22 protein-coding genes are annotated in these 22,922 nt (G+C 65.8%); 14 read left to right on the top strand and 8 right to left on the bottom strand.

All coding sequences use genetic code 11. The features are described 5' to 3' along the window. Nucleotides 1-150 precede the first annotated feature (150 nt). Nucleotides 151-1,212, top strand: a complete 1,062-nt coding sequence (locus N0B15_RS13550; protein ID WP_263020244.1) for a quinone-dependent dihydroorotate dehydrogenase — start codon at nucleotides 151-153, stop codon at nucleotides 1,210-1,212. 14 nt (nucleotides 1,213-1,226) lie between these two features. Here the strand turns inward: N0B15_RS13550 and N0B15_RS13555 are convergent, their stop codons facing one another. Both N0B15_RS13555 and allB read right to left on the bottom strand, forming a co-directional pair. After that, the gene (locus N0B15_RS13555) at nucleotides 1,227-1,520 is read right to left on the bottom strand and encodes a DUF7964 domain-containing protein (protein ID WP_263020245.1); all 294 of its coding nucleotides are present in this window, start codon (nucleotides 1,518-1,520) and stop codon (nucleotides 1,227-1,229) included. A gap of 56 nt (nucleotides 1,521-1,576) precedes the next feature. After that, complete coding sequence (gene allB / locus N0B15_RS13560) at nucleotides 1,577-2,941, bottom strand: allantoinase AllB (protein WP_263020246.1); 1,365 nt, start codon at nucleotides 2,939-2,941, stop codon at nucleotides 1,577-1,579. 156 nt (nucleotides 2,942-3,097) lie between these two features. Here allB and N0B15_RS13565 point away from each other — a divergent pair, with 156 nt between their 5' ends. The 4 genes from N0B15_RS13565 to N0B15_RS13580 all read left to right on the top strand — a co-directional run bounded on the left by N0B15_RS13565 (nucleotide 3,098) and on the right by N0B15_RS13580 (nucleotide 7,571). Beyond that, nucleotides 3,098-4,075 (top strand): NAD-dependent epimerase/dehydratase family protein, encoded by a 978-nt coding sequence (locus N0B15_RS13565; protein ID WP_263020247.1) that lies wholly within the window; start codon nucleotides 3,098-3,100, stop codon nucleotides 4,073-4,075. Between the two features lie 177 nt (nucleotides 4,076-4,252). Continuing rightward, nucleotides 4,253-4,609, top strand: coding sequence for a hypothetical protein (locus N0B15_RS13570; protein ID WP_263020248.1), 357 nt, complete (start codon nucleotides 4,253-4,255; stop codon nucleotides 4,607-4,609). A 449-nt stretch (nucleotides 4,610-5,058) separates the two neighbouring features. After that, a complete protein-coding gene (locus N0B15_RS13575) occupies nucleotides 5,059-5,472 on the top strand; it encodes a helix-turn-helix transcriptional regulator (protein WP_263020365.1) in 414 nt (137 codons plus the stop codon). Nucleotides 5,473-5,618: 146 nt separating this feature from the next. Continuing rightward, on the top strand, nucleotides 5,619-7,571 hold the full coding sequence (locus N0B15_RS13580; protein WP_263020249.1) for a DUF7282 domain-containing protein: 1,953 nt from the start codon (nucleotides 5,619-5,621) through the stop codon (nucleotides 7,569-7,571). A 99-nt stretch (nucleotides 7,572-7,670) separates the two neighbouring features. On the opposite strand, the gene N0B15_RS13585 is transcribed toward N0B15_RS13580, so the two are convergent. Both N0B15_RS13585 and N0B15_RS13590 read right to left on the bottom strand, forming a co-directional pair. Further along, on the bottom strand, nucleotides 7,671-8,174 hold the full coding sequence (locus N0B15_RS13585; RefSeq protein WP_263020250.1) for a DUF7344 domain-containing protein: 504 nt from the start codon (nucleotides 8,172-8,174) through the stop codon (nucleotides 7,671-7,673). A 193-nt stretch (nucleotides 8,175-8,367) separates the two neighbouring features. Beyond that, complete coding sequence (locus N0B15_RS13590; protein WP_263020251.1) at nucleotides 8,368-8,529, bottom strand: DUF7563 family protein; 162 nt, start codon at nucleotides 8,527-8,529, stop codon at nucleotides 8,368-8,370. Between the two features lie 660 nt (nucleotides 8,530-9,189). Between N0B15_RS13590 and N0B15_RS13595 the strand changes: the two genes are divergently transcribed. The 4 genes from N0B15_RS13595 to N0B15_RS13610 all read left to right on the top strand — a co-directional run bounded on the left by N0B15_RS13595 (nucleotide 9,190) and on the right by N0B15_RS13610 (nucleotide 12,118). Then, complete coding sequence (locus N0B15_RS13595) at nucleotides 9,190-9,528, top strand: helix-turn-helix domain-containing protein (RefSeq protein WP_425494240.1); 339 nt, start codon at nucleotides 9,190-9,192, stop codon at nucleotides 9,526-9,528. Nucleotides 9,529-9,794: 266 nt separating this feature from the next. Beyond that, nucleotides 9,795-10,070, top strand: coding sequence for a PadR family transcriptional regulator (locus tag N0B15_RS13600; RefSeq protein ID WP_263020253.1), 276 nt, complete (start codon nucleotides 9,795-9,797; stop codon nucleotides 10,068-10,070). Between the two features lie 318 nt (nucleotides 10,071-10,388). Next, the gene (locus N0B15_RS13605) at nucleotides 10,389-11,666 is read left to right on the top strand and encodes a DUF1616 domain-containing protein (RefSeq protein WP_317618610.1); all 1,278 of its coding nucleotides are present in this window, start codon (nucleotides 10,389-10,391) and stop codon (nucleotides 11,664-11,666) included. A 101-nt stretch (nucleotides 11,667-11,767) separates the two neighbouring features. Then, entirely contained in the window at nucleotides 11,768-12,118 is a 351-nt protein-coding gene (locus N0B15_RS13610; protein ID WP_263020254.1) for a hypothetical protein, read from the top strand. A 327-nt stretch (nucleotides 12,119-12,445) separates the two neighbouring features. Here N0B15_RS13610 and N0B15_RS13615 read toward each other — a convergent pair whose 3' ends face one another. Further along, nucleotides 12,446-12,982: a DUF7344 domain-containing protein gene (locus N0B15_RS13615; protein WP_263020255.1), complete on the bottom strand. Its 537-nt coding sequence runs from the start codon at nucleotides 12,980-12,982 to the stop codon at nucleotides 12,446-12,448. Between the two features lie 416 nt (nucleotides 12,983-13,398). On the opposite strand from N0B15_RS13615, the gene N0B15_RS13620 reads away from it, so the two are divergent. The 5 genes from N0B15_RS13620 (at nucleotide 13,399) to N0B15_RS13640 (ending at nucleotide 19,306) form a co-directional block, all read left to right on the top strand. Next, nucleotides 13,399-13,989, top strand: a complete 591-nt coding sequence (locus N0B15_RS13620; protein ID WP_263020256.1) for an acyltransferase — start codon at nucleotides 13,399-13,401, stop codon at nucleotides 13,987-13,989. Beyond that, complete coding sequence (locus tag N0B15_RS13625; RefSeq protein WP_263020257.1) at nucleotides 13,986-15,128, top strand: DegT/DnrJ/EryC1/StrS family aminotransferase; 1,143 nt, start codon at nucleotides 13,986-13,988, stop codon at nucleotides 15,126-15,128. The genes N0B15_RS13620 and N0B15_RS13625 overlap by 4 nt, the downstream gene beginning before the upstream one ends. Then, nucleotides 15,115-16,119: a Gfo/Idh/MocA family protein gene (locus tag N0B15_RS13630; RefSeq protein ID WP_263020258.1), complete on the top strand. Its 1,005-nt coding sequence runs from the start codon at nucleotides 15,115-15,117 to the stop codon at nucleotides 16,117-16,119. The genes N0B15_RS13625 and N0B15_RS13630 overlap by 14 nt, the downstream gene beginning before the upstream one ends. Next, nucleotides 16,116-17,591, top strand: a complete 1,476-nt coding sequence (locus N0B15_RS13635) for a nucleotide sugar dehydrogenase (RefSeq protein WP_263020259.1) — start codon at nucleotides 16,116-16,118, stop codon at nucleotides 17,589-17,591. The genes N0B15_RS13630 and N0B15_RS13635 overlap by 4 nt, the downstream gene beginning before the upstream one ends. Nucleotides 17,592-17,821: 230 nt before the next feature. Beyond that, entirely contained in the window at nucleotides 17,822-19,306 is a 1,485-nt protein-coding gene (locus tag N0B15_RS13640; protein ID WP_263020260.1) for an alkaline phosphatase family protein, read from the top strand. Nucleotides 19,307-19,328: 22 nt separating this feature from the next. On the opposite strand, the gene N0B15_RS13645 is transcribed toward N0B15_RS13640, so the two are convergent. The 3 genes from N0B15_RS13645 to N0B15_RS13655 all read right to left on the bottom strand — a co-directional run bounded on the left by N0B15_RS13645 (nucleotide 19,329) and on the right by N0B15_RS13655 (nucleotide 22,737). Then, a complete protein-coding gene (locus N0B15_RS13645) occupies nucleotides 19,329-21,617 on the bottom strand; it encodes an amino acid permease (RefSeq protein ID WP_263020366.1) in 2,289 nt (762 codons plus the stop codon). Between the two features lie 121 nt (nucleotides 21,618-21,738). Beyond that, entirely contained in the window at nucleotides 21,739-22,479 is a 741-nt protein-coding gene (locus N0B15_RS13650; protein WP_263020261.1) for an Lrp/AsnC family transcriptional regulator, read from the bottom strand. A gap of 72 nt (nucleotides 22,480-22,551) precedes the next feature. Next, nucleotides 22,552-22,737, bottom strand: a complete 186-nt coding sequence (locus N0B15_RS13655; protein WP_263020262.1) for a hypothetical protein — start codon at nucleotides 22,735-22,737, stop codon at nucleotides 22,552-22,554. Nucleotides 22,738-22,922: the final 185 nt, after the last annotated feature.

The raw sequence follows: 22,922 nt of genomic DNA on the forward strand, positions 1-22,922 counted from the left end.
CCGGAACTCGAAGACCCGTCGCGGTCGGGCCGGTGGGCGACGGTCGGCCATCGGAGCGGCCGACAGCCGGAAAAAGAGGGCACGTGCAGGGTGTCGACGCCCGAGCGCGTCCCGAGGGGTTTAATCGGTCTCGCCGCAGAGGAGAGGGAAATGGCGCTGTACGAACTCCTCCGGCCGGCACTCTTTCGACTCCCGGCCGAGACCGCCCACGAACTGGGGAAACTCGCCTTGCGAACTGGGGGAGCCACCGAGTCGACCCGACGGGCACTCCGGTACGCCTACGGCTACGAACACCCCGCACTCGAGGTCGAACTCCTGGGGACGACCTTCCCCAACCCGGTGGGTGTCGCCGCCGGCTTCGACAAGAACGCCGAGGTGACCCACGCGCTCGCGGCGCTCGGGTTCGGGTTCGTCGAAGTCGGGACGGTCACCCCCTACCCCCAGCCAGGCAACGAACGGCCGCGACTGTTCCGCCTGCCCGCCGACGGTGCGATGGTCAACCGGATGGGGTTCAACGGCCACGGAGCCGAACGCGTGAAAGACCGCCTCGAGACCGGCGGTCTCCCACCGCGGCCGGTCGGCGTCAACGTCGGGAAGATGAACACCTCGAACGCCGAGGAGGCCATCGAGGACTACCGACGGGTGTTCGACCGCCTCTACCCCTACCCCGACTACTTCGTGGTCAACGTCTCCTGTCCGAACACCCCAGAGACGTTCGACCAGCAGTCGCCCGAACACCTGCGAGCGATCTTCGAGACGCTCGAGGACGAGAACCCCGAGGAGAAGCCGGTCCTCGTGAAGATCGGTCCCGACGCCCCCGAGTCGTCGATCCTCGAGTTACTCGAGATCGTCGAACAGTTCGACCTCGACGGCATCGTCGCGACGAACACGACGACCGCCCGGGACGGGCTCACGGAGGACCCCCGCGAGTGGGGCGGCCTGAGCGGGAAGCCACTCGAGGGGCGCTCGACGGAGGTGGTCCGCCTGCTGGCGGCGAACACCGACTTGCCGATCGTCGGCGTCGGCGGCGTCGACTCCGCCGAGAGTGCGTACGCGAAGATCCGCGCAGGCGCGTCGCTCGTCCAGCTCTACACCGGCTTCGTCTACCGTGGCCCGTCGACCGCCAGCGAGATCAACCGTGGCCTGGTCGCGTTACTCGAGCGCGACGGCTTCTCGTCGGTCGAGGAGGCCGTCGGCGCGGACCTCGAGTGAAAAACTGGCGAGAGTCACTCGTCGGCCGGTTTTTCGAGGGCCGCCGTATCGATCTCGGCTTCGAGCCACGCCTCGTGGTCGGCGCGGACCTCGTCGCGGTCGGGACCGCGGGCGACCTCGCGCCAGGTCGAGGTCTCACGGTCGCAGTGGAGACCGACCGTCTCCTCGCCGACGGTGACGAGAAACGAGATGACGTGGCCCTGGTACTCGAGGAGCGATTCGACGTAGGTGACCCGCTCGTGGCGTTCGAGCGCGAGCATGTCGAGGTGAGTTCGTGGTCCGTCCGGGAGACTCGAGCGGATGGTCATTGGTCCCGATTGGGGCGTTCGAACCATGAATTTTCTCACTCGAGCGTGAAGTGAACTCAGTCGACGTCGACGCGGGTGCCGAAGCCGGGTTCGCCGACGACCTCGCCGTTCTCGTAGACGACCTCGCCGCGGACGACGGTCGCGGTCGCCTTCCCGGTGAAGGTCTCGCCTTCGAACGGGGTCGCCGTCGACTTCGAGTGGAGGGTGTGACGGTCCTCGAGTGTCCACTCGTAGTCGGGGTCGACGACCGTGAAGTCGGCGTCGGTGCCGACCTGGAGCGAGCCTTTCTGGGGGTACATCCCCCACACCTGGGCGGGGCGGGTCGAGTGGTGGTAGACCCACTCCTCGAGCGTGAGTTTGCCCTTCGCGACGAAGGTGAGCATGGCGGGGACTTCGGTCTCGAGACCGACGAAGCCGGACATGGCGTCCCAGGTGTTTCCGAAGGGGGCGTCGACGAGTTTCTCGTCGTCGGTGTGGGGGGCGTGGTCGGTCGCGATGGTGTCGATCGAGCCAGCCTCGAGGGCGTCCCAGAGGCGGGCCTGTTCGCGTTCGTCGCGGATCGGCGGCTGGATGCGCGCGACGTTGCCCTTCTCGCGCATGACCTCCTCGGTGAACCAGAGGTAGTGTGGGCAGGTCTCGGCGGTGACGTCGACGCCGCGGGCCTTGCCACGGCCGACCGCTTCCGCGCCGGAGCCGGAGGAGACGTGGTACATGTGGATCTTCGTGCCGGTCTCCTCGGCGAAGGTGATCATCCGCTCGATCGCTTCGCGTTCGGCGATCACCGGCCGCGAGTGGGAGTGGTCGATCGGGTCGGTTCGTCCCTCGGCTCTGAACTTCGCCTCGTAGTGGTCGATGATCTCGCCGTTCTCCTCGTGGAAGCCGAGGCGTTTGCCGGTCTCTCTGATCTCGGCCATCGCCTCGAGAATCTCGCCGTCGGTCGGGGCGGGCACGTCGCCGACGGTCGATCCGAGGAAGATCTTGAAGCCGAGCGCACCCGCCTCGTCGAGCGCGGAGATACGCTCGAGGTTCTCGGAGGTGACGACGGCGAAGCTCTGGAAGTCGACGTGTGCGCGACGCTCACCGCGACGGAACTTCAGCGCGAGGTGCTGTGGCCGGTCGATCACGGGGTCGGTGTTCGGCATGCCGACGACGGTGGTGACGCCGCCTGCGGCCGCCGCGCGCGTCGCCGACTCCCAGTCTTCTTTGTACTCGAGACCGGGTTCGCGGTTGTGGATGTGGCAGTCGACGATGCCGGGGACGACCACGTTGCCGTCGGCGTCGAGGGTCCGCTCGGACTCCGGGAGGTTCGCCGGGCGGCCGACGGCGACGATGCGTCCGTCGTCGACGGCGATGCCGGTGTCGGGACTGCTCGAGGTGTGCGTAACCACGCGACAGTTTCGAACCACGAGATCGACGGTCATCAGTCGGGAGTTCCCGAGGAACGTCCAAATAGCTTGTGTTGCACGGGCAGCACCGCTCGAGGCGGCGAGTAAGCAGTGGTTATCGGCCCGAGAACGTGCGTGAGGAGAACGGTACGCGAGCTATACTAAACCACGCGAACGGGGTACGAGCGAGGCATGACCGAACCAGCGGTTCGCGGGCGGCGGATTCTCGTCACCGGCGGTCTCGGGTTCGTCGGCAGTCACCTCGTCGACGCACTCGCACCCGAGAACGAGGTACGCATTCTCGACGACCGCTCGAGCGGCACGCTCGCACACGTTCCCGAGTCGGCGACGGTGATCGAGGGTGACGTCGGCGACCGGGCGACGCTCGAGCGAGCAACCCACGGCGTGGACCTGATCTTCCACGAGGCGGCGGTCGTGAGCGTCGAGCGCAGCGTCGAGGCCCCGCTCGAGACGAACCGGACGAATCTGGCGGCGAGTCTCGCGTTGCTCGAGTGCGCCCGTCGGGAGGACGCACGGGTCGTCGTCGCCTCGAGCGCAGCGATCTACGGCCATCCGGCGGAGGTGCCGGTCCGGGAGACGACACCGGCGGCGCCGACCTCACCCTACGGCGTGCAGAAACTCGCACTGGACCAGTACGCGCGGCTGTATCACGATCTGTACGGTCTCGAGACGGTCGCGTTGCGCTACTTCAACGTCTACGGGCCGCGCCAGCAGGGACCGTACAGCGGCGTGATCTCGACGTTCCTCGAGCAGGCTCGAGCCGGTGAACCGATCACGATCGAGGGCGACGGCGAGCAGACGCGCGATTTCGTCCACGTCGCGGACGTGGTTCGGGCGAACCTGCTGGCGGCGACGACCGACAGGGTGGGGGAGGCGTACAACGTCGGAACCGGACGGCGGCTCACGATCGAGTCGCTCGCAGAGACGGTGCGGGACGCGACCGGGTCGTCGTCGGCGGTCGTCCACCGGGAGCCACGCCCCGGCGACGTCCGCCACAGCGTCGCGGACCTCTCGAAGAGCAGGCGAGCGCTCGGGTTCGACTCGCAGGTCGAACTCGAGGAAGGACTCGCCGACCTCGCGGGGCGAGCGGGGGAGGCGAGCGCCGACGGAGTCCTCGAGCGGGCCGACCGGCCGAGTGCGGACGGGTGAGCGGCTGGCGCGCATAACTGTTGTCGACGGTTTCGCACGAACGGTACCGTTGTCGAGACCGTCTCGACAGCTGTTCGATCTGCACTGATGGGTTTGACGACGCGAACGGAGGGCGTCGAGAACGGGAGACTGTGTAGGACGGAGATAACTATCACTGAGAGTCGCTACCTCCTGGTTATGGTCCTAGACACTATCATAGTGTTCGCCGTCAGCCTGTTGATCGGTGCCCTCGGCATCTACGCCGGGGCTCGCGTGATCGTCGACGCGGACGACTACACGTACGCGATCGTCACGGCGCTGATCGGGGCGATCATCTGGGCGGTAGTGGGGTTCTTCTTCGGGTGGATCCCGTTACTGGGACCGCTACTCGTGTTCATCGCGTACCTCGCGGTGATCAACGCGCGCTACCCTGGCGGCTGGATCGAGGCGATCGGAATCACGTTCGTCGCGTGGCTGACGGTGCTCGTCGTCCTCTACGTCCTCGCGTTCTTCGGCGTGATGACCTTCGAGGCCGTTGGCGTCCCGGGAACGTAGGCGTCCAGTCGGCACACACGCGCGGTCCGGAGAGTGACGTGAGCGCGACCGGTCACCAAACGTGACCGAATTCAGATACGAATACTGCCACCCGTAGTCCGTACTGACGAGGCGCATAACACTCACAGAACGGAGAGATACAGATACTGCACTAACAATACATCACTTATAAAAAACATTTTGTGGTGGTCTCACGTCCGTATCTGAAGACGAGCGGGTCGTCGGCCGGAGTGGTCAATACTATGTATGGGACGTACACGCGAACGCTCGTGCTCACGGTGACGGTCGCCAGCCTCCTCGTAGGAGGGTGGGGTCTCACGGCGAGCGCGAGCGAGAGCGCGGCTGTGCTCGAGGGGACGGCCACAGATCGGACACCGGCGACGGCACCGGGAGCGGGGGGAGGGGGAGAGGCGTCCACGACGGGTGACGCCGTCGAGGGCGGGTCGCCGATGGCGTCCGCACCCAACGGCGTCGACGCGATACTCAGCCAGCAGTTCCAACCACACCTCGCCGCGCTCGTCGGACTGGTCGTCCTCGCGGTGCTGGGCGGGGTACTCGTACTCCGAAACCGCATCGAGGACCGGTCGACGACCCAGGTGACGGGACGCTCGAGTCAGGACGAACCGTTCGTGACCGACCGCGAGCGCATCACGTCGCTGATCACGGAGAACGGTGGCCGGATGAAGCAGGCGGACATCGTCGACTCGGTCGACTGGTCGAAAGCGAAGGTGAGTCGGTTACTCGCCGATCTGGAGACCGAGGGTGAGATCACGAAGCTTCGGCTCGGGCGGGAGAATCTGATCTGTCTGCGCGGCCACGAGCCACCGGCGTCGCAGTCCCCTGAAGGGCCACGTGGAAAGTAACGTCGGCTAACGTGATTTTTCGCGTGCAAACGGACGGCGAACGACGAGACCACGGCGGCGTATTACGCGGTTTCCAGACGGAAAGGTTCTCTCGCTTTATGGACCGATCAGTCGAGTCGTAGACGCCTGCACGGCAATCCAGAGACATGAGCAACCGATCGACCCTACTCGTCGTGGTAGCCGCGCTGATGATGCTCAGTTCGGGCGTCGCAGCGGCAGCGACAGCAGCCCCTGCTGCGAGCGTGAGCGACCACGACGACACGAACGACGACGAGAAGGAGAAAGCGGACGACTACACGGAAGACGACGAGAAAGCGGATGACTACGAGGAAGACGACGGAGACGACCTAGAGCCGGAGGCTGAAGACGATCCGGAGGAGCCGGTACCGGATCCGGAGGCTGAGGACACCGACGAAGGGCCGAGCGCCCACGTGACGTTCGAAGACCAGGAGACCGACGGCGACCACGTGGTCGTCGACGAAGTGCGCCTCGCCAGCGGTGGCTTCGTCGCCATCCACGACAGTAGCCTGCTCATCGGCGAGCAGTTCGACAGCGTCATCGGCGTCTCCGAGTACCTCGAGCCAGGTACGCACGAGGACGTCGAAGTCGCCCTCGACGAACCGCTCGAGGAAGACGAGACGCTGATCGCGATGGCCCACCGCGATACGAACGACAACGAGACGTTCGACTTCGTCGAACTCGAGGGTCTCCAGGACGGTCCCTACCTGACCGAGGACGACGAGGCGGTGAGTGACGCAGCAGTCGTCACCCTCGCCGACGACGTCGAAGAGGAGCCTGAGGAGGACGTCGTCGAGGAAGACGACGAGGTCATCGAAGAAGAACCTGAAGAGGACGTCGTCGAAGAAGACGACGAAGTCATCGAAGAAGAACCTGAGGAGGACGTCGTCGAGGAAGACGACGAAGTCATCGAAGAAGAGCCTGAAGACGACGTGGTCGAGGAAGACGAAATCGTCGAGGAAGAACCCGACGAAGACGCGGTCGACGACCGAGAGATCACCGTTACGATCGAGCAGGCAACGATCTACACGCTCGGAGTCGACCTCGAGGAACCGACCGACGAGGCAGTCGACCACGAGGCAGACGAAAACGAAACTGACGACGAACTCGCTGACGAAAACGAAACCGACGACGAACCCGCTGACGACGAGCACGCCGAAGAGCGAACGGTCACGATCGACTACGCGACCGTCTTCGCGCTACTCGTCGACGGTGATCACCTGACTGAAGACGAATTAGCCGAGGAGAACGACGAGGTGGACGCGGACGATGACCAGAACGATCAGGTGGACGCAGACGATGACCAGAACGACGAGGTGGACGCGGACGATGACCAGAACGACGACGCGTTACACGTCACGATCGAACGAGCGACGATCTTCGTCGTTGCCGACGACCACGAAACCGACGACGAACTCGCTGACGAGAACGACGAACTCGAGAACGGCGAACTCACCGACGAGGGTGTTGACGAGAACGACGAACTCGAGAACGACGACGCAGAGGCTGAAAACGATGCCGACGAGAACGACGCCCACGAAGACGTAACGTTCGAGCACGCGACGGTCTTCGTGATGGCATCCGGTCTCGAGGTCGACGGTGACGACGCGGACGCCGAGGCAGACGAGAACGACATCGATGCCAACGCGGACGAGAACGACATCGATGCCGACGCGGACGAGGACGACATCGATGCCGACGCGGACGAGGACGATGAGTACGAAGAGAACGACGTCGGCGTGGAGGAGAACGACATCGACGACGAGGACGCACACGAACTCCACGTGACCATCGAGCAGGCGACGGTCTACGCACTACACGTCGACCACGACGCGGAGGACGACGAACTCGAGGAGACCGACGAGAACGACATCGACGAGAACGAGACTGACGAACTCGAGGAGACCGACGACGAGCACGCAGAGGCTGGCGACCGACTGGAACTCGAGAACCTCGAGATCACGATCGAGTCGGTGAGCGTGATCACGCTCTTCGACCACGCTGACGGTGCGCACGAGGACGAGTACCAGGACGGTGACGACGAGGTGAACGACCAGCCTGCGATCGGACTCGTCGGGTAGCGCCGAACCCGCCTGCGATTTTTTCTGCGAGACCGCGCCAGGTGAGCGCCGGCGATGTGTGAGCGCCGTCGCGAGTTCGTGGTCTCGGTGGCGTCCGGCTCAGGCGAGGATGTGATAGAGGCTGGACGCGCCCACGAGCAACAGGGCGAGAATGCCGACGAGCGTCTGGTTCGCACTCGAGAGGACGGGAACGTCGAGTCCGGTCAGCGTGATCACGACGAGACCTGCGAGACAGATTCCGAGGTGTATCCAGAGGACGTGCTCGCCGTCCGTTCGTTCTCCGTCGATGTAGCCGAGAACGTCCTCGAAGTGTGGGCCGGGCTCGATCGTCTTTCCCTCGGTATCGTAGGTGATGACGGCGTCTTCCTCTAGCTGGGGAAGGTGTGTCTGTTGGAGTGAAACGTAGACGCTCTTATAGAGGTTGTTCGGGACGGGCGTCGTGTCGGATTCGTCAGCGGCGATCTGTGAGGCGACGTCGGAGACGTCGATGCGACCGCGGTCGGCCGCCAGTAGCTGAACGATCGCCCGACGTCGGTCGTTGCCGAGAATGTGGAAAATTTCACTCTCCTCGAGTGACTCCGATCGGCTCGTCTGCATAGACATCGGTCACTGAAAAGAGACGGGTGGCTCGGTGTGTCGGGCGCCGCTACCGGATATCATAGGTGAGTTAAATTTCAGTCACCATCCGTATCAACGTGGTGCATGATCAGCCATGGTGATTTATAAGCAGACCGAGTATCGCCGATTACGGGGGAGTGAGAGACCGGCGTAGAACAATGCGTGATGTATCGCCCCGTCAGTCACTGGGAAGGTGGTTGCCCGACTGCATCTCCCGATACGTCGTACAGGCTGGACAGCCGTGGACGACGTCTCCGTTGTCGCCGAAGACGCGGGCGAACTGCTGTGTGACGTGTGTGCCGCAGTTTCGACAGCGAGCACCTGCTGAGGACGATTCCATCGGGTTCCAGTTGGTTTGTGGGGATTTCATAGCTGGGAAGGGGGGGGTGGGTATCCGCTCGATCACGGCCCGCACGCCGTCGAATGGCAGGGTCGTTGTACGGGACGAACCGCAGATGCCACCGACCGACGCGAGGGAGACGAACGGCGTGAACGCCACGCACGGGTGGCCGCTCTGGGCGTCGGGTTCGGTGCATCACTCCTATCAGGGTCGTCAGACCTGAATAAAGACGACAGACCGTTCACTTTCGGGGGTGGGCGGGTGCGTAGTAAATACGACGTTTCTGGAGGGGATACTCGACGTTCCGTTGGTCCTCAGCCGGTAGAGCTAGCGTTTCCGCCACGCAGAACACGGCGTGAATTCAGTCGTATTAGTCCCCATTTGGTAGAAAAGCAACGTGTTAGGCAGGACGTGTGCGGGCGAAACAGGGCGTTTCTGTACAGAAATATGATGTTTCGTCCTAGTATGAGGGTACTTCGAAAAATAAGGTGCGTCGTTATAAAATAGCACGATAGCCTACGGAATTAGCAGTCGGAACGCGATGACAGTTGAGTACCCGCCGTGTCTCGGCGTTCGTGCGCGCCGACGTGAGCCTCTCGGTACCCGAGAGTCCCTGTTATCGACGTCCGAACAGACGGCGAAGAACGAGCCTGTGAAACAATGTCACGCCACATGAAAAACACGCGAACGAAATCGACCGGCTGCCCAGCAACCCAACTCGACATCCTCGGAGACGAGTGTGCGCGAACCATCCTCGTCGCGACGAGCAGCGGTCCCCGGACCGCCAAGGAGTTGACCGCGCGAACCGACTGCTCCTCGGCGACGGTGTACCGCCGCATCAACACCCTCCTCGAGAGTCAACTCCTCGCCGAGTGCATCCGCTTCGAGGAGGATGGATCGCACACGACGGCGTACGAGGCCACCGTCGAGCGCCTCCGCGTCGACATCGACGCCAACGGTATCGACGTCGCCCTGACCGAGACCGACGAACCGACGTAGTCGTCGACCCGTTCTCTCGAGTGTATCCACAGCACGTAGTGACGACCCGGTAGTGCGGCCGGACGCTGCTGACTCGGCGATGGAAGCCGCGTCCGACCGACGCCGCCACCAGCACGTCGCGAGTGGCGTAAAACAGTCACGAACACGAGTCAGTCACGGGAATTGGATTTTTTATCCGTTGGAACGAATGTGAAAGGATTCGTGAAACAGCTGTATGATGCGGATAACAAATATCCACTCAACGGAACGGTCCACGTGATTGAGCAATGCACGATCTGACCGGCTTCCAACGTGACCTCCTGTACGTGATCGCAGGCGCAGACCAGCCCTCGGGCCAAAACGTCAAAGAAGAGGTGGAGCAGTACTACAGCTCCGAGATCAACCACGGTCGACTCTACCCGAACCTCGACACCCTCGTCAACAAAGAACTCGTCGAGAAAGGGCAACTCGATAGACGAACCAACTACTACGCGATCACCGAAGACGGCCGTCAACGCATCGACGAACGACGCGAATGGGAGGAGAAGTACGTCGAGTTCTGACGGGAGACGCTCCCACCACCTGCGAGACGGCTCACGGTGCGTGCCAGCGTGACACGCCGCACCGAGTAGCTGTCAGTGTCACACACGCACACAGCCGCGAGCACACGGTGAGAATCCCCCCTCGCCGAGCGGGTGACCGCCTCGAGCGGGCCACGGTGTCGCTGGCTCCCGCCGCATCCACTGTGAGTGGCGCTCGAGTAACACGCCCATAACAAAGGCCTCGAGCGCCGTCGGATGCACCGATTCGAGAATGTCACACAGTCCACATCGTAGCCGGGCGCACCCCGACGGACGCTCGAGCGGTTCGGTGGTTCCCGAATGAGCTTTCCGATGGTCTCACAGACCCGGTTCGGGGCTGTTCGCCAGTACCCGACCGATCTCGCTGTGAGTTCGATCGCCGCCGTCGTCGCCTACTACCTGGTGACGACGTTCCCGGCTGGAAGCTACGTACGGACCGGCGTGGCACTGCCGCTGTTGCTGTTTCTCCCCGGCTACGCGCTCACGTCGGCGCTGTTCCCGGCGGCCGCCAGGGTAGCGCGCGAACAGGCACAGACGGTCGAAGAACGACGTCCCGGCGGCATCGACACGGTCGAACGGGTCGGTCTCGCAGTCGCGCTCTCGCTCGCCGTGTTGCCGATGCTGGTGATCGCGCTCGCGCTGACGCAGTGGCACCTGACGACTGGCTCCGTCGCCGGTGCCGTCACCGTCCTGATCGTCGTCGTCTCCCAGCTCGCCGTCGTCAGGCGGCTTCAGCTAGCGAAACCCGAACGCTACACGGTCTCGTTCGCGGACGGCTTCGCTCGAGTCCGCGGTGACGAAGAGAGCGTGGTGGCGACGGCGGCGTCCATCCTGCTCGTCCTCGCGGTCGCGGTCGCGGGTCTCGCGCTGCTCGCGGGACTGATCGCCCCGCTCTCTGCGGGGGAGTACACCGAACTCGGTCTCTACACCGAAGACGAAAACGGCTCGCTGGTCGCAGACGGCTTCCCGTCGACGGTCGAACCGGGCGAGTCGATTCCGATCGTTCTCACGATCGAAAACCACGAGGGCACAGAGAAGGAGTACACGGTCGTCGTCCAGGAACAACACCTCGAAGACGGTGAGGTCGTCGAGCGAACCGAACTCCGGGAGATCAACGCCCGGATGGGCGACGGCCAGTCCATCGACGCGACCCGCAACATCACCCCCGAAACGACCGAGGGAACCGTGAGAATCAGCTTCCTGCTGTTCGACGACGACGATGGCGAGCCACCCACCGTACCGACCGAGGCTGACGCACTCGAGGACGTCTACTTCTGGGTGACCGTCGGTGAAGACGACGACGAGCCCGGCGAACTCGAGCCGACCGACGTCTCGATCATCGAGAGTGACGGCGAGACCGACGACGAGGCGAACGCCACGCTCGAGACCGGTGACGAGGCGGACACCGGTGCCGGTGACGACGGTGACGAGGCGGAGACCGACGACACAGCTGCTGACGACGACGAGGCGGCTGCTGACGACACCGACGCGGCCGCTGGCGACACCGACGACACGGCCGCTGACGACGACGGACCCTCGAGCATCCTCGAGGAACTGTTCGGAAGCGACGACGAGTAAGTGAGCGTCCTCGAGCAGCGCTCGGCGACGCGTGTTCTCAGGACCCGTCTCGAAGCGCTCGCGCCTCGTTCTGGCTGAGATAACACCCACAGGAGGCTTTGATGGTGAACGGTCCCGTCGCGGTCACGCCGACCACCACGCTCTCACAGTGGGGACAGCGGGGTGGATTCCACTCCTCGCCGCTCCAGCGACCGACATCTTCGCTCATCGACGCCTCACCACGGGGGCGACTCGAGCGGGTGGCAGCCGGTGCGGTGATCGAGCGGGTGTCGCTCGTGGCGGTGCTCGAGCGGGTGTTACTCGTGGCGGTGCTCGAACGGCTGTCGGCGCTCGTCTCGAGACCGGCGCGGGAGGCGTGGCTCGAGTGGGTACGTCGGCCGGACGACGGGCAACGTCGCCACTGGAAGAACGGGCGTTTCGCGGGCTGTACAGTGCGTATGCGAGGCTTTTAAGGTTGCGTGGTTGGTACGGAGTCATGGCTATCGAACCCTTCCGGGTTGGAAGCCACGCCTCGGGTGGTGGATTCACCCGGGGCACTTTCTACGAGCGTGCCCCCACTGGAGGCGTCGCTTCCAGCGAGAAGTTTCACGGATAGATACATATATGTTCTGGAAATGAGCAGTGGTGATGGCGTTCCGGTGGCCACGTACCGATCATCGTTCGTCGAAGGCAGGAGAGAGGCGACGGGAGCGCGTGGAAGGTACGACGGCGACTCGAGCGAAGACAACCGGAGTCCACGAGGCGGCTGCTCGAGGGCGAGGAGGACACCAGCCGAACGCTCACCGGCGTGCGAGCGGTCCGGGAAGCCCGTCGCTCGAGCGTCGAGAGACGTGGTGAACGCTCGCGAGAACGAAGACCGCACCGCTGAGGACGAGCGCGACGAGGGGCGTCTCGAGCGACGCCAACGGGCCGACCGACTGCCAGGTGAGCAGGAAGGCGGCGACGCCAGCGAGGGCGACCGAGGCGTACCAGGCGTGCCAGGAGCGCTGGCCGTCGGTGTGACTGGTGAGGTACGGATCGAACGTCCCCTCGCTGGGGAGGAGTTCGATGTAGTGGCCGTCGGCGTCCCAGGCGACGATGCCGTGTTCCTCGAGCATCGGCAGGTGCGTCTGGTAGAGCGAGATGTAGACGCGGCGGCGCTGCGCGCGGGTGACCGCCTCGCGGGGGACGTCGTTCTCCCACGCGGCGACCTGCTCGACCAGCGGCGCGAGGTCACAGGAGCCGTGCTGACGTTTGAGGAAGCGAACGGTTCGTCGGCGGCGGGCGTTGCTGAACACGTCGAACAGCTCGGCCTGAGTGAGACCGTCTTCGCTCATAGGTAGCCTCGAGCGCCGACGACGGGCGATCCCTCGGTGGTGGGAGTTGTTCGGTGCCTCACGGAGCGGAAGTCGAGAGCGTGTGACTTTACTATCTGGCAGTTACCCCCGCGAAAGGAGGTTGTACCAGTTGGAAGCCGTGACCGACGCGTAATTCGACGCTTCCCGCGCTCGAAATCGGCTCGAGCGGCGAAATCAACCGTCTCAGTAGGCGAGGCGATGGGCGCGGAGTCGCAACCGGGACGGGCGTGTAGCTCGCGGCTACTCGGCTCACAGGCCAGGGATAACAAAGCCGCGTTACCGGCAGTATCGAGACGAGTGCCCTGACCGGGTATCGACGTTCACAGCGACTATGACGAACCTCTACACACACCGGCGAACGCGAATCGAGAAGCCGAGCGACCGGGTGGTCGACGATGGCTGACGCGGTCTACGGCGAAGGCTGTACCATCGACGAGGCGGCGACCGTCGGCCACGGCGCGAACGACGCGAGCGCGCCGACGCGCATCGGCGACGACGCGACCATCCGCGCGGGAACGATCGTCTACGCCGACGTCACCATCGGCGACAGCTTCACCACCGGCCACGACGCGATGATCCGCGAGGATACCGTCATCGGCGACGACGTGCTCGTCGGCACGAAGACCGTCATCGACGGCACGACGACCATCGGCGACCACGTCAGCCTCCAGACCGGCGTCTACGTCCCGACCGACACGACCATCGGCTCGAACGTCTTCGTCGGTCCCGGTGCCGTCCTGACCAACGACGAGTACCCGATCCGCACCGACAACGGACTCGAGGGACCGACTATCGAAGACGGAGCCTCCATCGGCGCGAACGCGACCGTCTTGCCCGGCGTCACCGTCGGCGAGAACGCCTTCGTCGCCGCCGGGTCGGTGGTCACCGAGGACGTTCCGGCGAACACCCTGGCTCTCGGCACCCCGGCGAAGCCGCGCGCGCTCCCGGAACCGCTCGAGGGACCGAACCAACTCGAACGAGCATGACGGAGATACCAATCGCCGACCCCGAGGTGAGCGCGAGCGCCATCGACAGAGTGCACGCGGTACTCGAGGAGGGACAACTCGCGGACGGTCCCGAAGTCAGAGCCTTCGAGCGGGCGTTCGCGAACTTCTGTGGCGTCCGTCACGGCGTCGCGACCTCGAACGGGACGACGGCACTACACGCGGCGCTCGAGGCGCTCGGTGTCGAGGCGGGCGACGCGGTCCTCACCTCGCCGTTCTCGTTCGTCGCGAGTGCGAACGCGATCCGACTCGCCGGAGCGACGCCGGTGTTCGCCGACATCGACCCGGCGACGTACGCCCTCGACCCGCGTTCGGTCGAGAACGTGCTCCGCCGGCGCGACGACGTCGTCGGTCTCATGCCGGTCCACCTCTACGGCCTGCCCGCGCCGATGCCGGAGCTACTCGACCTCGCCGAGGAACACGACCTGTTCGTCCTCGAGGATGCCTGCCAGGCCCACGGCAGCGAGATCGACGGCCAGCGCGTCGGTAGTTTCGGTGACGCCGCCTGCTTCTCGTTCTACCCGACGAAGAACATGACCACCGGGGAGGGCGGGATCATCACGACCGACGACGACGACGTCGCCGCGCGCGCGGCCGCCTACATCAACCACGGCCGGTGCGAGGACGGAGCCGGCGACTACGAACACCGACGGCTGGGGCACAACTACCGGCTGACGAGCCTCGCCGCGGCCATCGGGCGCGTCCAGCTCGAGAGCCTGCCCGCGCGCAATCGCGCCCGGATGGAGAACGCCCGGGTCTACGACGAGCACCTCGAGGAACTCAGGACGCGAGACGGTGAGTGGAAACTCCGCACGCCGCACGTGCCGAGAGGGACCCGGCACGTCTACCACCAGTACACGATTCGCGTCGAGGACCGAGACGAGCTACACACGTACCTGAACGACCGCGGCATCGGCGCGGGAATCTACTACCCGACGCCGATCCATCGCCAGCCGGCCTACGAGGGCGTCGCCACCGCGGCGACAGACTTACCGCAGGCGGAGTTCGCCGCGGAGAGCGTCCTCTCCTTGCCGGTTCACCCGAACCTCGAGCGCGAGGACCTGCTGTCGGTCGTCGACGCCATCGCAGCCTTCTACGAACCTACCAATGACCTCCATTGATCAGCCACCGACCGAACCGTCTCCCGTCCGCGCCGGCGTCGTCGGCGTCGGGGCGATGGGAGCCAACCACGCGCGCGTCTACAGCGAACTCAGAGAGACCGACCTCGTCGGCGTGACGGACCTCGACGAGCGACAGGCGACACGAGTCGCAGCCGAGTACGGCACCGACGCGCTCGCGTTCGACACGTTACTCGAGCGCTGTGACGTCGTCACCGTCGCCGTCCCGACGCAGGCCCACTACGACACCGTGCGGGCGTGTATCGACGCGGGGGTCCACGTCCTCGTGGAGAAACCGATCGCCGATACCCCCTCACGAGGCCGTGAACTCGCCGAACGGGCGGCCGATGCGGGTGTCGTCCTCCAGGTCGGTCACGTCGAGCGGTTCAATCCGGCGGTGCAGGCGGCCGCCGACGTCATCGCCGACCTCGACGTGATCGCGATCGAGGCCGAACGGCTGGGACCGCCGGTCGACCGGACGGCCACCGACGGCGTCGTACTGGATCTGATGATCCACGACGTGGACGTTCTCCACGCGCTGTGTGGGTCCAAACCGACGTCAGTCACGGCGACCGGCACCGCCGACGGCCAGTACGCGACCGCCTCGATGGAGTTCGACGACGGCGTCCTCGCGACGCTGACGGCGAGTCGGATCACCCAGAAGAAGGTCAGACGGCTCACCATCACTGCGCGCGACTGCCTCGTCGAAGTCGACTACCTGGACCAGACGGTGCTCATCCACCGCGAGTCCTACCCCGAGTACGTCACCGACGACGGCCAGAACCACTACCGTCACGAGAGCGTCATCGAGCGCCCCCGGGTGGCGAACCGGGAGCCGCTCCGGTGTGAACTCGAGTCGTTCGTCGAGGCGGCCGAGAACGGTGGCGAACCCGAAGTGACCGCAGCGGACGGTCTCGCCGCGCTCGAGACCGTGCGAGCGATCGACCGTCTCGCGACGGCGAGCGAGGAGAGCGTCGAGGTGAGCGTCCGGTGAGCGCCGGAGACGCCACTCACCTCTACGGCCGGGACGCACCGACGACGGCCGACGGCCGCGAGGCGTTCGCTTCCGGCTCGGTGCCGGTCGCCGTCTACGGCCTCGGAAAGATGGGGCTGCCGCTGGCGTGCGTCTTCGCCGAGAGCTGTGGCGCGGTCACCGGCGTCGACGTCGAGCAGCGCGTCGTCGACGCCGTCAACGACGGGCGGTCGCACGTGACCGGTGAACCAGGTCTCGAGGAACTACTCGCGCGCGAGGTCGAGCGCGGCCGACTCCGGGCGACCACCGACGGCGAGCGCGCAGCGCGTGAGGCGAGCGTCCACGTGATCATCGTCCCGACGCTCGTGGGCGAGGGTGAGACGCCGGAACCCGACCTCTCGCTCGTCGAAACCGTCGTCGAGACGATCGGGTCGGGACTCTCGCCAGGCGACCTCGTGATCGTCGAGTCGACGCTCCCGCCGGGGACCTGCGCCGACGTGGTCGAACCGCACCTCGCGGCGGCGAGCGGACTCGAGTCCGGCTCGTTCGGCGTCGCGTTCTGCCCGGAGCGGACAGCGTCGGGGACGGCGTTGCGCGACATCCGCGGTGCGTACCCGAAGGTCGTCGGCGGCGTCGACGACGCGAGCGCGCGAGCGGCCGCACAGGTCTACCGCGAGGTCTCGAGCAACGACGTCCACATCGTCCGGGACGCGACGACCGCGGAGGCGGTGAAGGTGTTCGAAGGGATCTACCGCGACGTGAACATCGCGCTCGCGAACGAACTCGCCCGGATCGCCGACGACCTCGGGATCTCGGTCCGCGAAGCGATCGAGACCGCGAACCACATCCCGATGAGCGACATCCACGAACCCGGTCCCGGCGTCGGCGGCCACTGCATCCCCTACTACCCGTACTTCCTGCTCGCCCAGACCGACGACCCGATGGACCTCGTCAGGACCGCCCGGCGGACGAACGAGACGATGCCCGAGGCGACCGTCACCGCACTCGAGCGCGAACTCGAGCGAACCGGAACCGCGCTCGAGGAGGCGAGCGTCGCCGTCCTCGGACTCACCTACCGGCCCTCGGTCGCGGAGACGCGCGCCTCGCCCGCCATCGGCGTCGTCGACGCGCTCGGGGAACGCGCCGAGTCGGTCTACGGCGTCGATCCGCTGGTCGATCCGGCGGCGTTCGGCGCCGACCCCCTCGCGCGCTCCGAACTCCCGGAGACGGATCTCGACGCGGCCGTCCTCGTCACCGCACAGCCGGAGTTCTACGAGATCGACTGGGCCGGCCTCGAGCCGATGGTCGTCCTCGACGGCCGGGACGTCCTCTCGCGCGAGTCGGTCGAAGCCCACGGCCACACCTACCGTGCGCTCGCCGGCAGCATCGACGGCTGGCCGCGGGTGCTCGAGGGGGAGGGACCACCAGCGGAGACGCCGACCTACGTGAGCGACCTCCAGCGCGAGCGTGCGGGCGCGACGGGCGAGGACTGACCGTGGCGACGGGCCGGTATCGGGGACCATCCGCCGGGTAGTCACCGCCGAAACTCGCGATAGGCAGCCGTTGCCGTGGCCGACCGCCGCGAATTCGATCGATAACAAAGGTCGACTCGGGTGTGGTCCGACGTGATGGTTGGATGGATGGACGGGCCGACCGACGAGACGGCTGCTCACGCGAACACTCGCGGCGGTCGGCGACAGCGTTGGAACGCGGAGGGAGGCCGATGCGGACGGTAATTCTCGGCTGCTGTGGTCTCGAGCGACGCCACCTCGAGCGGTTCGCGGACGCCGCGCCGACGCTCACCGCCCTGGGAGCACGTGGCGTCGAGGCGACACTCGAGACCGACGGGCCGAGCTGTCCGACGAGCGCGTGGCCGACGCTCTACACGGGCACTGACCCGAGCCACCACGGTATCTTCGGGCCGAACGACCTCGGTGCGGGGTATCCGGACGAGCCGACACCCGTCTCCGGGGTGCACGTCCGCCGGCCCGCACTGTGGGAGTACCTCTCGAGTGAGGGCGCCCGATCGGTCGTGATGAACGTCCCGCTCACGCACCCGGCGGACCCCATCGACGGCGTCGTCGTGCCGGGTCCGCCAGCGCCAGCGGACGAGCGGGGCTACCCGGACGGCGTCCGTGAGGCGGTGGGTTTCGTATCCGGCGACGAGTACACGATCCATCCGCAGGGAGAGACACTCGAGGCACACCGGGAACTGCTCGAGCGCAGACGCCGGGCGTTCGCCTCGGCGCTCGACGTCTACGAGTGGGAACTGGCGGTCTGTCACCTCTCGGCGCTCGCTCCGTTACTGTCGACGGGCGACGACGAGCAGGTGCGCGCGGCCGTCGAAGCCACAGACCGCACGCTCGAGTCCATCCTCGAGACCGTCGACGAGGAGACGAACGTCGTCTGCTGTTCGACCCACGGCGTCGAACGAACCACCCGCGAGATCGGTCTCAACGACCTGCTCGCCGGGGCGAACTACCTCGAGACGCGGGGTGGGAGCGCGCACACGCCGTCGACGCCGCTGGCCGACGGACTCGAGCGCCTCCGCACGCTCGGGCGGCGCGTCCTGGGCCGGACGGAGCCGTCGCGAGCGACCCGTCGGATCGACTGGCCGAACTCACTCGCGTACTGTCCGGAGACGGATTACGAGGGGATTCGGGTCAACCTCGCCGGCCGCGACCCGAACGGGCAGGTGCCGCCCTCACGCTACCGGGCGGTCTGTGACGACCTGGTCGAAACGCTCGCCGCACTCGAGACACCCACCGGCGACCCCGCGTTCGAATCGGTCCGTCTGCGCGAGCGTCGCTACGGTGGCCCGTTCCTCGAGAACGCGCCGGACGTGTTCGTTCGGCCGACGGCCGGGTACCGCCTCTCGGCCGCCCTCGGAACGCGGCCGATCCGAGCGGCCGGTGGGTACCGGCGAACGCCACGCGGGCTGTTTCTCGGCTCCGGGCCGGATTTCGACACCGGCAGCGAGGGCGAGCGGCGGCTCTCGCTCGCCAGCGTCGCCCCGCTGACGATGGGGCTGCTCGGCCGCCCCGTCCCCTCACTGATGACCGGTGATCCGGCGGCGCAGGTACTCGAGCGAACGCCCGAGCGCGCCGAGTACGTCGGTGTCGCCGCCGGAGCGGCGACCGTCGATCCGACGTTCGACGACGCCGACATCACCGCCCACCGGCGGGAAGTCGGCTCGAGCGAGTTCTGAGCCGTCTCCGGCGCACGACTGGTCACGGCCGTCCGCCGAGACGCTCGACGAGCGCCTGTCTAAACGTTCTCGGTACCCGGGTCTCGCCGCGAACCATGAGTACTGTCTCGTCTGCGTTCTCGACGACCTGTTGTGGAATCGACCCGAACAGCGCCTGCGCAACGGCGCTCTCGCCGGTCGCACCGACACAGGGGGTATCGTACTCGGCGACCGTCTCGAGCAGTGCCTCGCGGACGTCGGCGGCGACGACGACACGAGCGTCGTACTCGTCCTCCCCGAGTCCCGTCTCGGCGGCGATCGCCTCGATCGTCTCGTGGCCGACAGCGTCGGGGTCGACAGCCGCCGCCACCTCCTCGTCGGCCGGTTTCGGTTGGACGTTGAGGAGTGTGAGCGACGCGTCGGGGAACGTCCGGGCGAGTTCGCCCGCACGAGCGGCCGCAACCGGAGCGTTCGGCCCGCGTCCGGCGAGTGCGACGATCGACCCTGGTGATGCCGTCGGATCTTTCACCAACGTCACTTCACAGCCAGCACGCTCGAGTACCGGGTCGATCGTCGAGCCGAAGAACGCGTCGCGCCGACGTCGACGGCCCGCCCAGCCGAGGACGACGTGGTCTGCGTCCTCGTCGTCGATCACCGAGAGGAGAATACGGCCGGCGTCACGGCCGACGATGGCACGCGTGCGAAGGGAAACTTCGAGGTCGGCGGCGCTCTCGCGGGCCGCCTCGAGCAACTCGCGCTGGCGCTCGATGCGAGCCTCCTCGAGTTCGATCTGTGCGGGCGAGGTCTGTGGCGGGACTTCGATGACGTTGACGGCGACGAGTTCCCCCGGTTCGTCCCTGGCGGCGGCGCTCGCGGCGGCGTACTCGATCAGCGGCCGTTCAGTGTTAGGGTTCGAGACGGGGACGACGACGCGGTAGACGCCTTCCTCGCGGTCTGGTTCGGGGGCGACGGCTTCGCCGACGAGGCTGGTCGAGGTGGCACGCTCTCTGGCGTAGGCGACGTACCAGGCGACACCGATGGCGACGATGACGAGACCGATCACCTGGACTTCAGTCAGCGTCAGCGGCCCGAGCGAGATCCAGGAGGTCGTTCCCATGATGGTGAGGACGGCGAGACAGCAGAGCGCCCCCAGAATCGGCACGGCTGGATAGAGGAGCGATGGAATTCGAAACGTCGGCTCGTAGCCGTCGGGATCGGCGCGCCGCATGACGATCACGGCCACGTGGACCAGCGCGTAGGTGAGCAAGTAGAGAAAGCTCGCGACGTCCGCGAGCGTGTCGATGGGGAGACCGCTCACGATCAACAACAGAATGACAACGCCGGTGAGGAGGATCGCCCGGTACGGCGTCTGATGCTCCTCGTGAATGTCGTTCAGCCAGTTGGTGAGGAGACGGTCTCTCCCCATCGCGAAGTTGACGCGGGCAGCCGAGAGGATCGAGGCGTTCGCAGAGGAGACTGTCGCGAGGATGGCACCGACGATCATGATCGTGGCACCGACGACACCGAGGTACTGGAAGGCGACGTCGGCGACGGGAACCGAGGTGACTTCCGGTGAGAGGTCTTCGACCGGAAGGACACCCGTGCTGACGAGCATCACCAGGACGTAGAGCAGCGTCGGCGTAACGACGGCGGCGATCATCGACAGCGGGAGGTTTCGACCGGGGTCTTCGATCTCTTCTGCGCTCGTGGCGATCACTTCGAAGCCGATGAACGCGACGAACACCGTACCCGCGGTGGCGGCGACGGCCGGCCATCCACCGTCGGCGGTAAACGGCGTCAGCAGGGCAACGTCGAGCGCCGCGAGGCCGAAGACGATGAAGACGAGGATCAGGCCGACGAGCGCGACCACGATCACGTTCTGAAGCGCGCCGGTCTCCTTGACGCCACGGTAGTTGACACCGACGAGAATCGCCGCCATCACCAGCGCCGCGACGACGACCACGAACGCGTCCGAACTCCGGCCCGTCAGGTACTGGCCGAACCCGAGCATGTAGAACGCTGTCGCGAACATCAACCCGGCCCACATGCCCCAGCCAACGACGCTCCCGAACAGGCCACCCAGGGCGTGGTTGACGTAGTAGTAACTCCCACCTGCCTTCGGCATTCCCGTCGCTAGCTCCGAGAGCGAAAGTGCCGCCAGTAGTGCGACGACACCGCCGATGGCGAACGACACTGTACTCGCCGGACCCGCCGTCTCGGCGACGATTCCAGGTAAGACGAAGATGCCCGCACCAATCATCGTCCCCAGACCGAGCGTGTACGCCTCGAGAAACCCGAGGTCTCGAGCGAGTTCCTGCTCGCTGTCGGCCACGCTCACACCCCACGCCGCGGCGAGACCGTTCCGGTTGTTCGAGGTGTCGCTGTCGAAAGCGAAACTGAGAGCATACGGATTACTGATTCGAAAAGCCGTATAAGTATGTCGGTGTTCTGGGCTAGACCGACTCGAACGCCTCGAGCGACTCGTCGTCGACACCCTTGCGCGAGAGAATCGTCAGCAGATCGTCCGGTAAGATGGTGGTGTTGCCCCTGGGCGTGAGGACGGCGTCTTCCCGTTCGATCGCCACCACCAGCAGTTCGTCGTCGAGGACGCCCTCGCGGCCCGCCTCCTCGAGCGTGCGTCCGGCGAGGGGGGCCGTCTCCGGGATCGTCACCTCGAGCACTTCCGCGCCGCCGGAGAGACTGATGAAATCGGAGAGCGCCGTCGGCGAGTCGTCGTCGGGGCCGAACGGGCGGTAGGTCTGGAAGTGTTCCGACTGGACGAGGTCTTCGTCCTCGATGTCGATGCCGAGTTTGGCGATTTCGCGGGCGACGTGGCGTAAGTCGGTCGTGTCCTCGCCGACGGCGAGGACGTGGAGGTTCCGGCGGCCGGTCATCAACTCACGGACGTTGACGACGCCCGGAATCACCCGGACCTGTCTGGCGAGGCGTTCGCGCTCTGTGACCGGGGCGTTACACATGAAGAGGTTCGTGAGCCGGCCATCGGCGCGCTCGAAGTCGACGTTCGCGTGGTAGCCGCTGAGGACGCCGGCGTCCTCGAGCTGCTGGATACGGTTGCGGATCGTCGCCGGGGAGACGCCGACGTCCTCTGCGATCATCGGCGCGGAGGTGTTTCGGGCGTCACGCATCAGCGCGTGAATAATGCGCCTGTTCACCTCGTCGAGACGGACGTTCATCTGGATGTGGTACTCGAGCGCCGGTAAAAGGGTTACTCGTTCGGCGACCGGGTGCGTGCGTCTCGACGAGCGTCACTCGATCGGATACTCGACGATCGCCGTCGAATCGCAGTTGGGACACTCGGTGGCGTCGGGACCGACCGTCGTCCCGCAGTTTCGACACTCGTAGACGACGGTCCCGGCGGCGGCGTCACTCTCGGCGTCCGAAGCGGGATCCTCGCCCGAGAGCAGACCGCGAACGACGTCAGACAATCCCATCGATCGTGTCGCTGTTGATCGAGTAAATCTATAAGCGTTTCGTGCCTACTAGACAATTGTATATAAATAACGGATTTCTGAATCCCGGGCGAGTCTGACGAGCGTCGGACGTGTGTCCAGGGCGCTCGACGGGTAGTGAGTGCCATGGTGGCACCGACAGGGGACGGTTAACAAAGCCTCGAGCG

It is taken from the genome of Natronobiforma cellulositropha (genome assembly GCF_025629245.1).
Taxonomy (GTDB): domain Archaea; phylum Halobacteriota; class Halobacteria; order Halobacteriales; family Natrialbaceae; genus Natronobiforma; species Natronobiforma cellulositropha.

Bases quoted from the DNA above. Each gene is read 5' to 3' on its own strand.
- N0B15_RS13655 (WP_263020262.1), bottom strand. From the start codon at position 22,737: ATGGGATTGTCTGACGTCGTTCGCGGTCTGCTCTCGGGCGAGGATCCC.
- N0B15_RS13640 (WP_263020260.1), top strand. From the start codon at position 17,822: ATGCGGACGGTAATTCTCGGCTGCTGTGGTCTCGAGCGACGCCACCTC.
- N0B15_RS13610 (WP_263020254.1), top strand. From the start codon at position 11,768: ATGGTGAACGGTCCCGTCGCGGTCACGCCGACCACCACGCTCTCACAG.
- N0B15_RS13555 (WP_263020245.1), bottom strand. From the start codon at position 1,520: ATGACCATCCGCTCGAGTCTCCCGGACGGACCACGAACTCACCTCGAC.
- N0B15_RS13650 (WP_263020261.1), bottom strand. From the start codon at position 22,479: ATGAACGTCCGTCTCGACGAGGTGAACAGGCGCATTATTCACGCGCTG.
- N0B15_RS13620 (WP_263020256.1), top strand. From the start codon at position 13,399: ATGGCTGACGCGGTCTACGGCGAAGGCTGTACCATCGACGAGGCGGCG.
- N0B15_RS13575 (WP_263020365.1), top strand. From the start codon at position 5,059: ATGGCGTCCGCACCCAACGGCGTCGACGCGATACTCAGCCAGCAGTTC.
- N0B15_RS13580 (WP_263020249.1), top strand. From the start codon at position 5,619: ATGAGCAACCGATCGACCCTACTCGTCGTGGTAGCCGCGCTGATGATG.
- N0B15_RS13565 (WP_263020247.1), top strand. From the start codon at position 3,098: ATGACCGAACCAGCGGTTCGCGGGCGGCGGATTCTCGTCACCGGCGGT.
- N0B15_RS13585 (WP_263020250.1), bottom strand. From the start codon at position 8,174: ATGTCTATGCAGACGAGCCGATCGGAGTCACTCGAGGAGAGTGAAATT.
- N0B15_RS13600 (WP_263020253.1), top strand. From the start codon at position 9,795: ATGCACGATCTGACCGGCTTCCAACGTGACCTCCTGTACGTGATCGCA.
- N0B15_RS13550 (WP_263020244.1), top strand. From the start codon at position 151: ATGGCGCTGTACGAACTCCTCCGGCCGGCACTCTTTCGACTCCCGGCC.
- N0B15_RS13625 (WP_263020257.1), top strand. From the start codon at position 13,986: ATGACGGAGATACCAATCGCCGACCCCGAGGTGAGCGCGAGCGCCATC.
- allB (WP_263020246.1), bottom strand. From the start codon at position 2,941: ATGACCGTCGATCTCGTGGTTCGAAACTGTCGCGTGGTTACGCACACC.
- N0B15_RS13630 (WP_263020258.1), top strand. From the start codon at position 15,115: ATGACCTCCATTGATCAGCCACCGACCGAACCGTCTCCCGTCCGCGCC.
- N0B15_RS13595 (WP_425494240.1), top strand. From the start codon at position 9,190: ATGTCACGCCACATGAAAAACACGCGAACGAAATCGACCGGCTGCCCA.
- N0B15_RS13570 (WP_263020248.1), top strand. From the start codon at position 4,253: ATGGTCCTAGACACTATCATAGTGTTCGCCGTCAGCCTGTTGATCGGT.
- N0B15_RS13615 (WP_263020255.1), bottom strand. From the start codon at position 12,982: ATGAGCGAAGACGGTCTCACTCAGGCCGAGCTGTTCGACGTGTTCAGC.
- N0B15_RS13590 (WP_263020251.1), bottom strand. From the start codon at position 8,529: ATGGAATCGTCCTCAGCAGGTGCTCGCTGTCGAAACTGCGGCACACAC.
- N0B15_RS13605 (WP_317618610.1), top strand. From the start codon at position 10,389: ATGAGCTTTCCGATGGTCTCACAGACCCGGTTCGGGGCTGTTCGCCAG.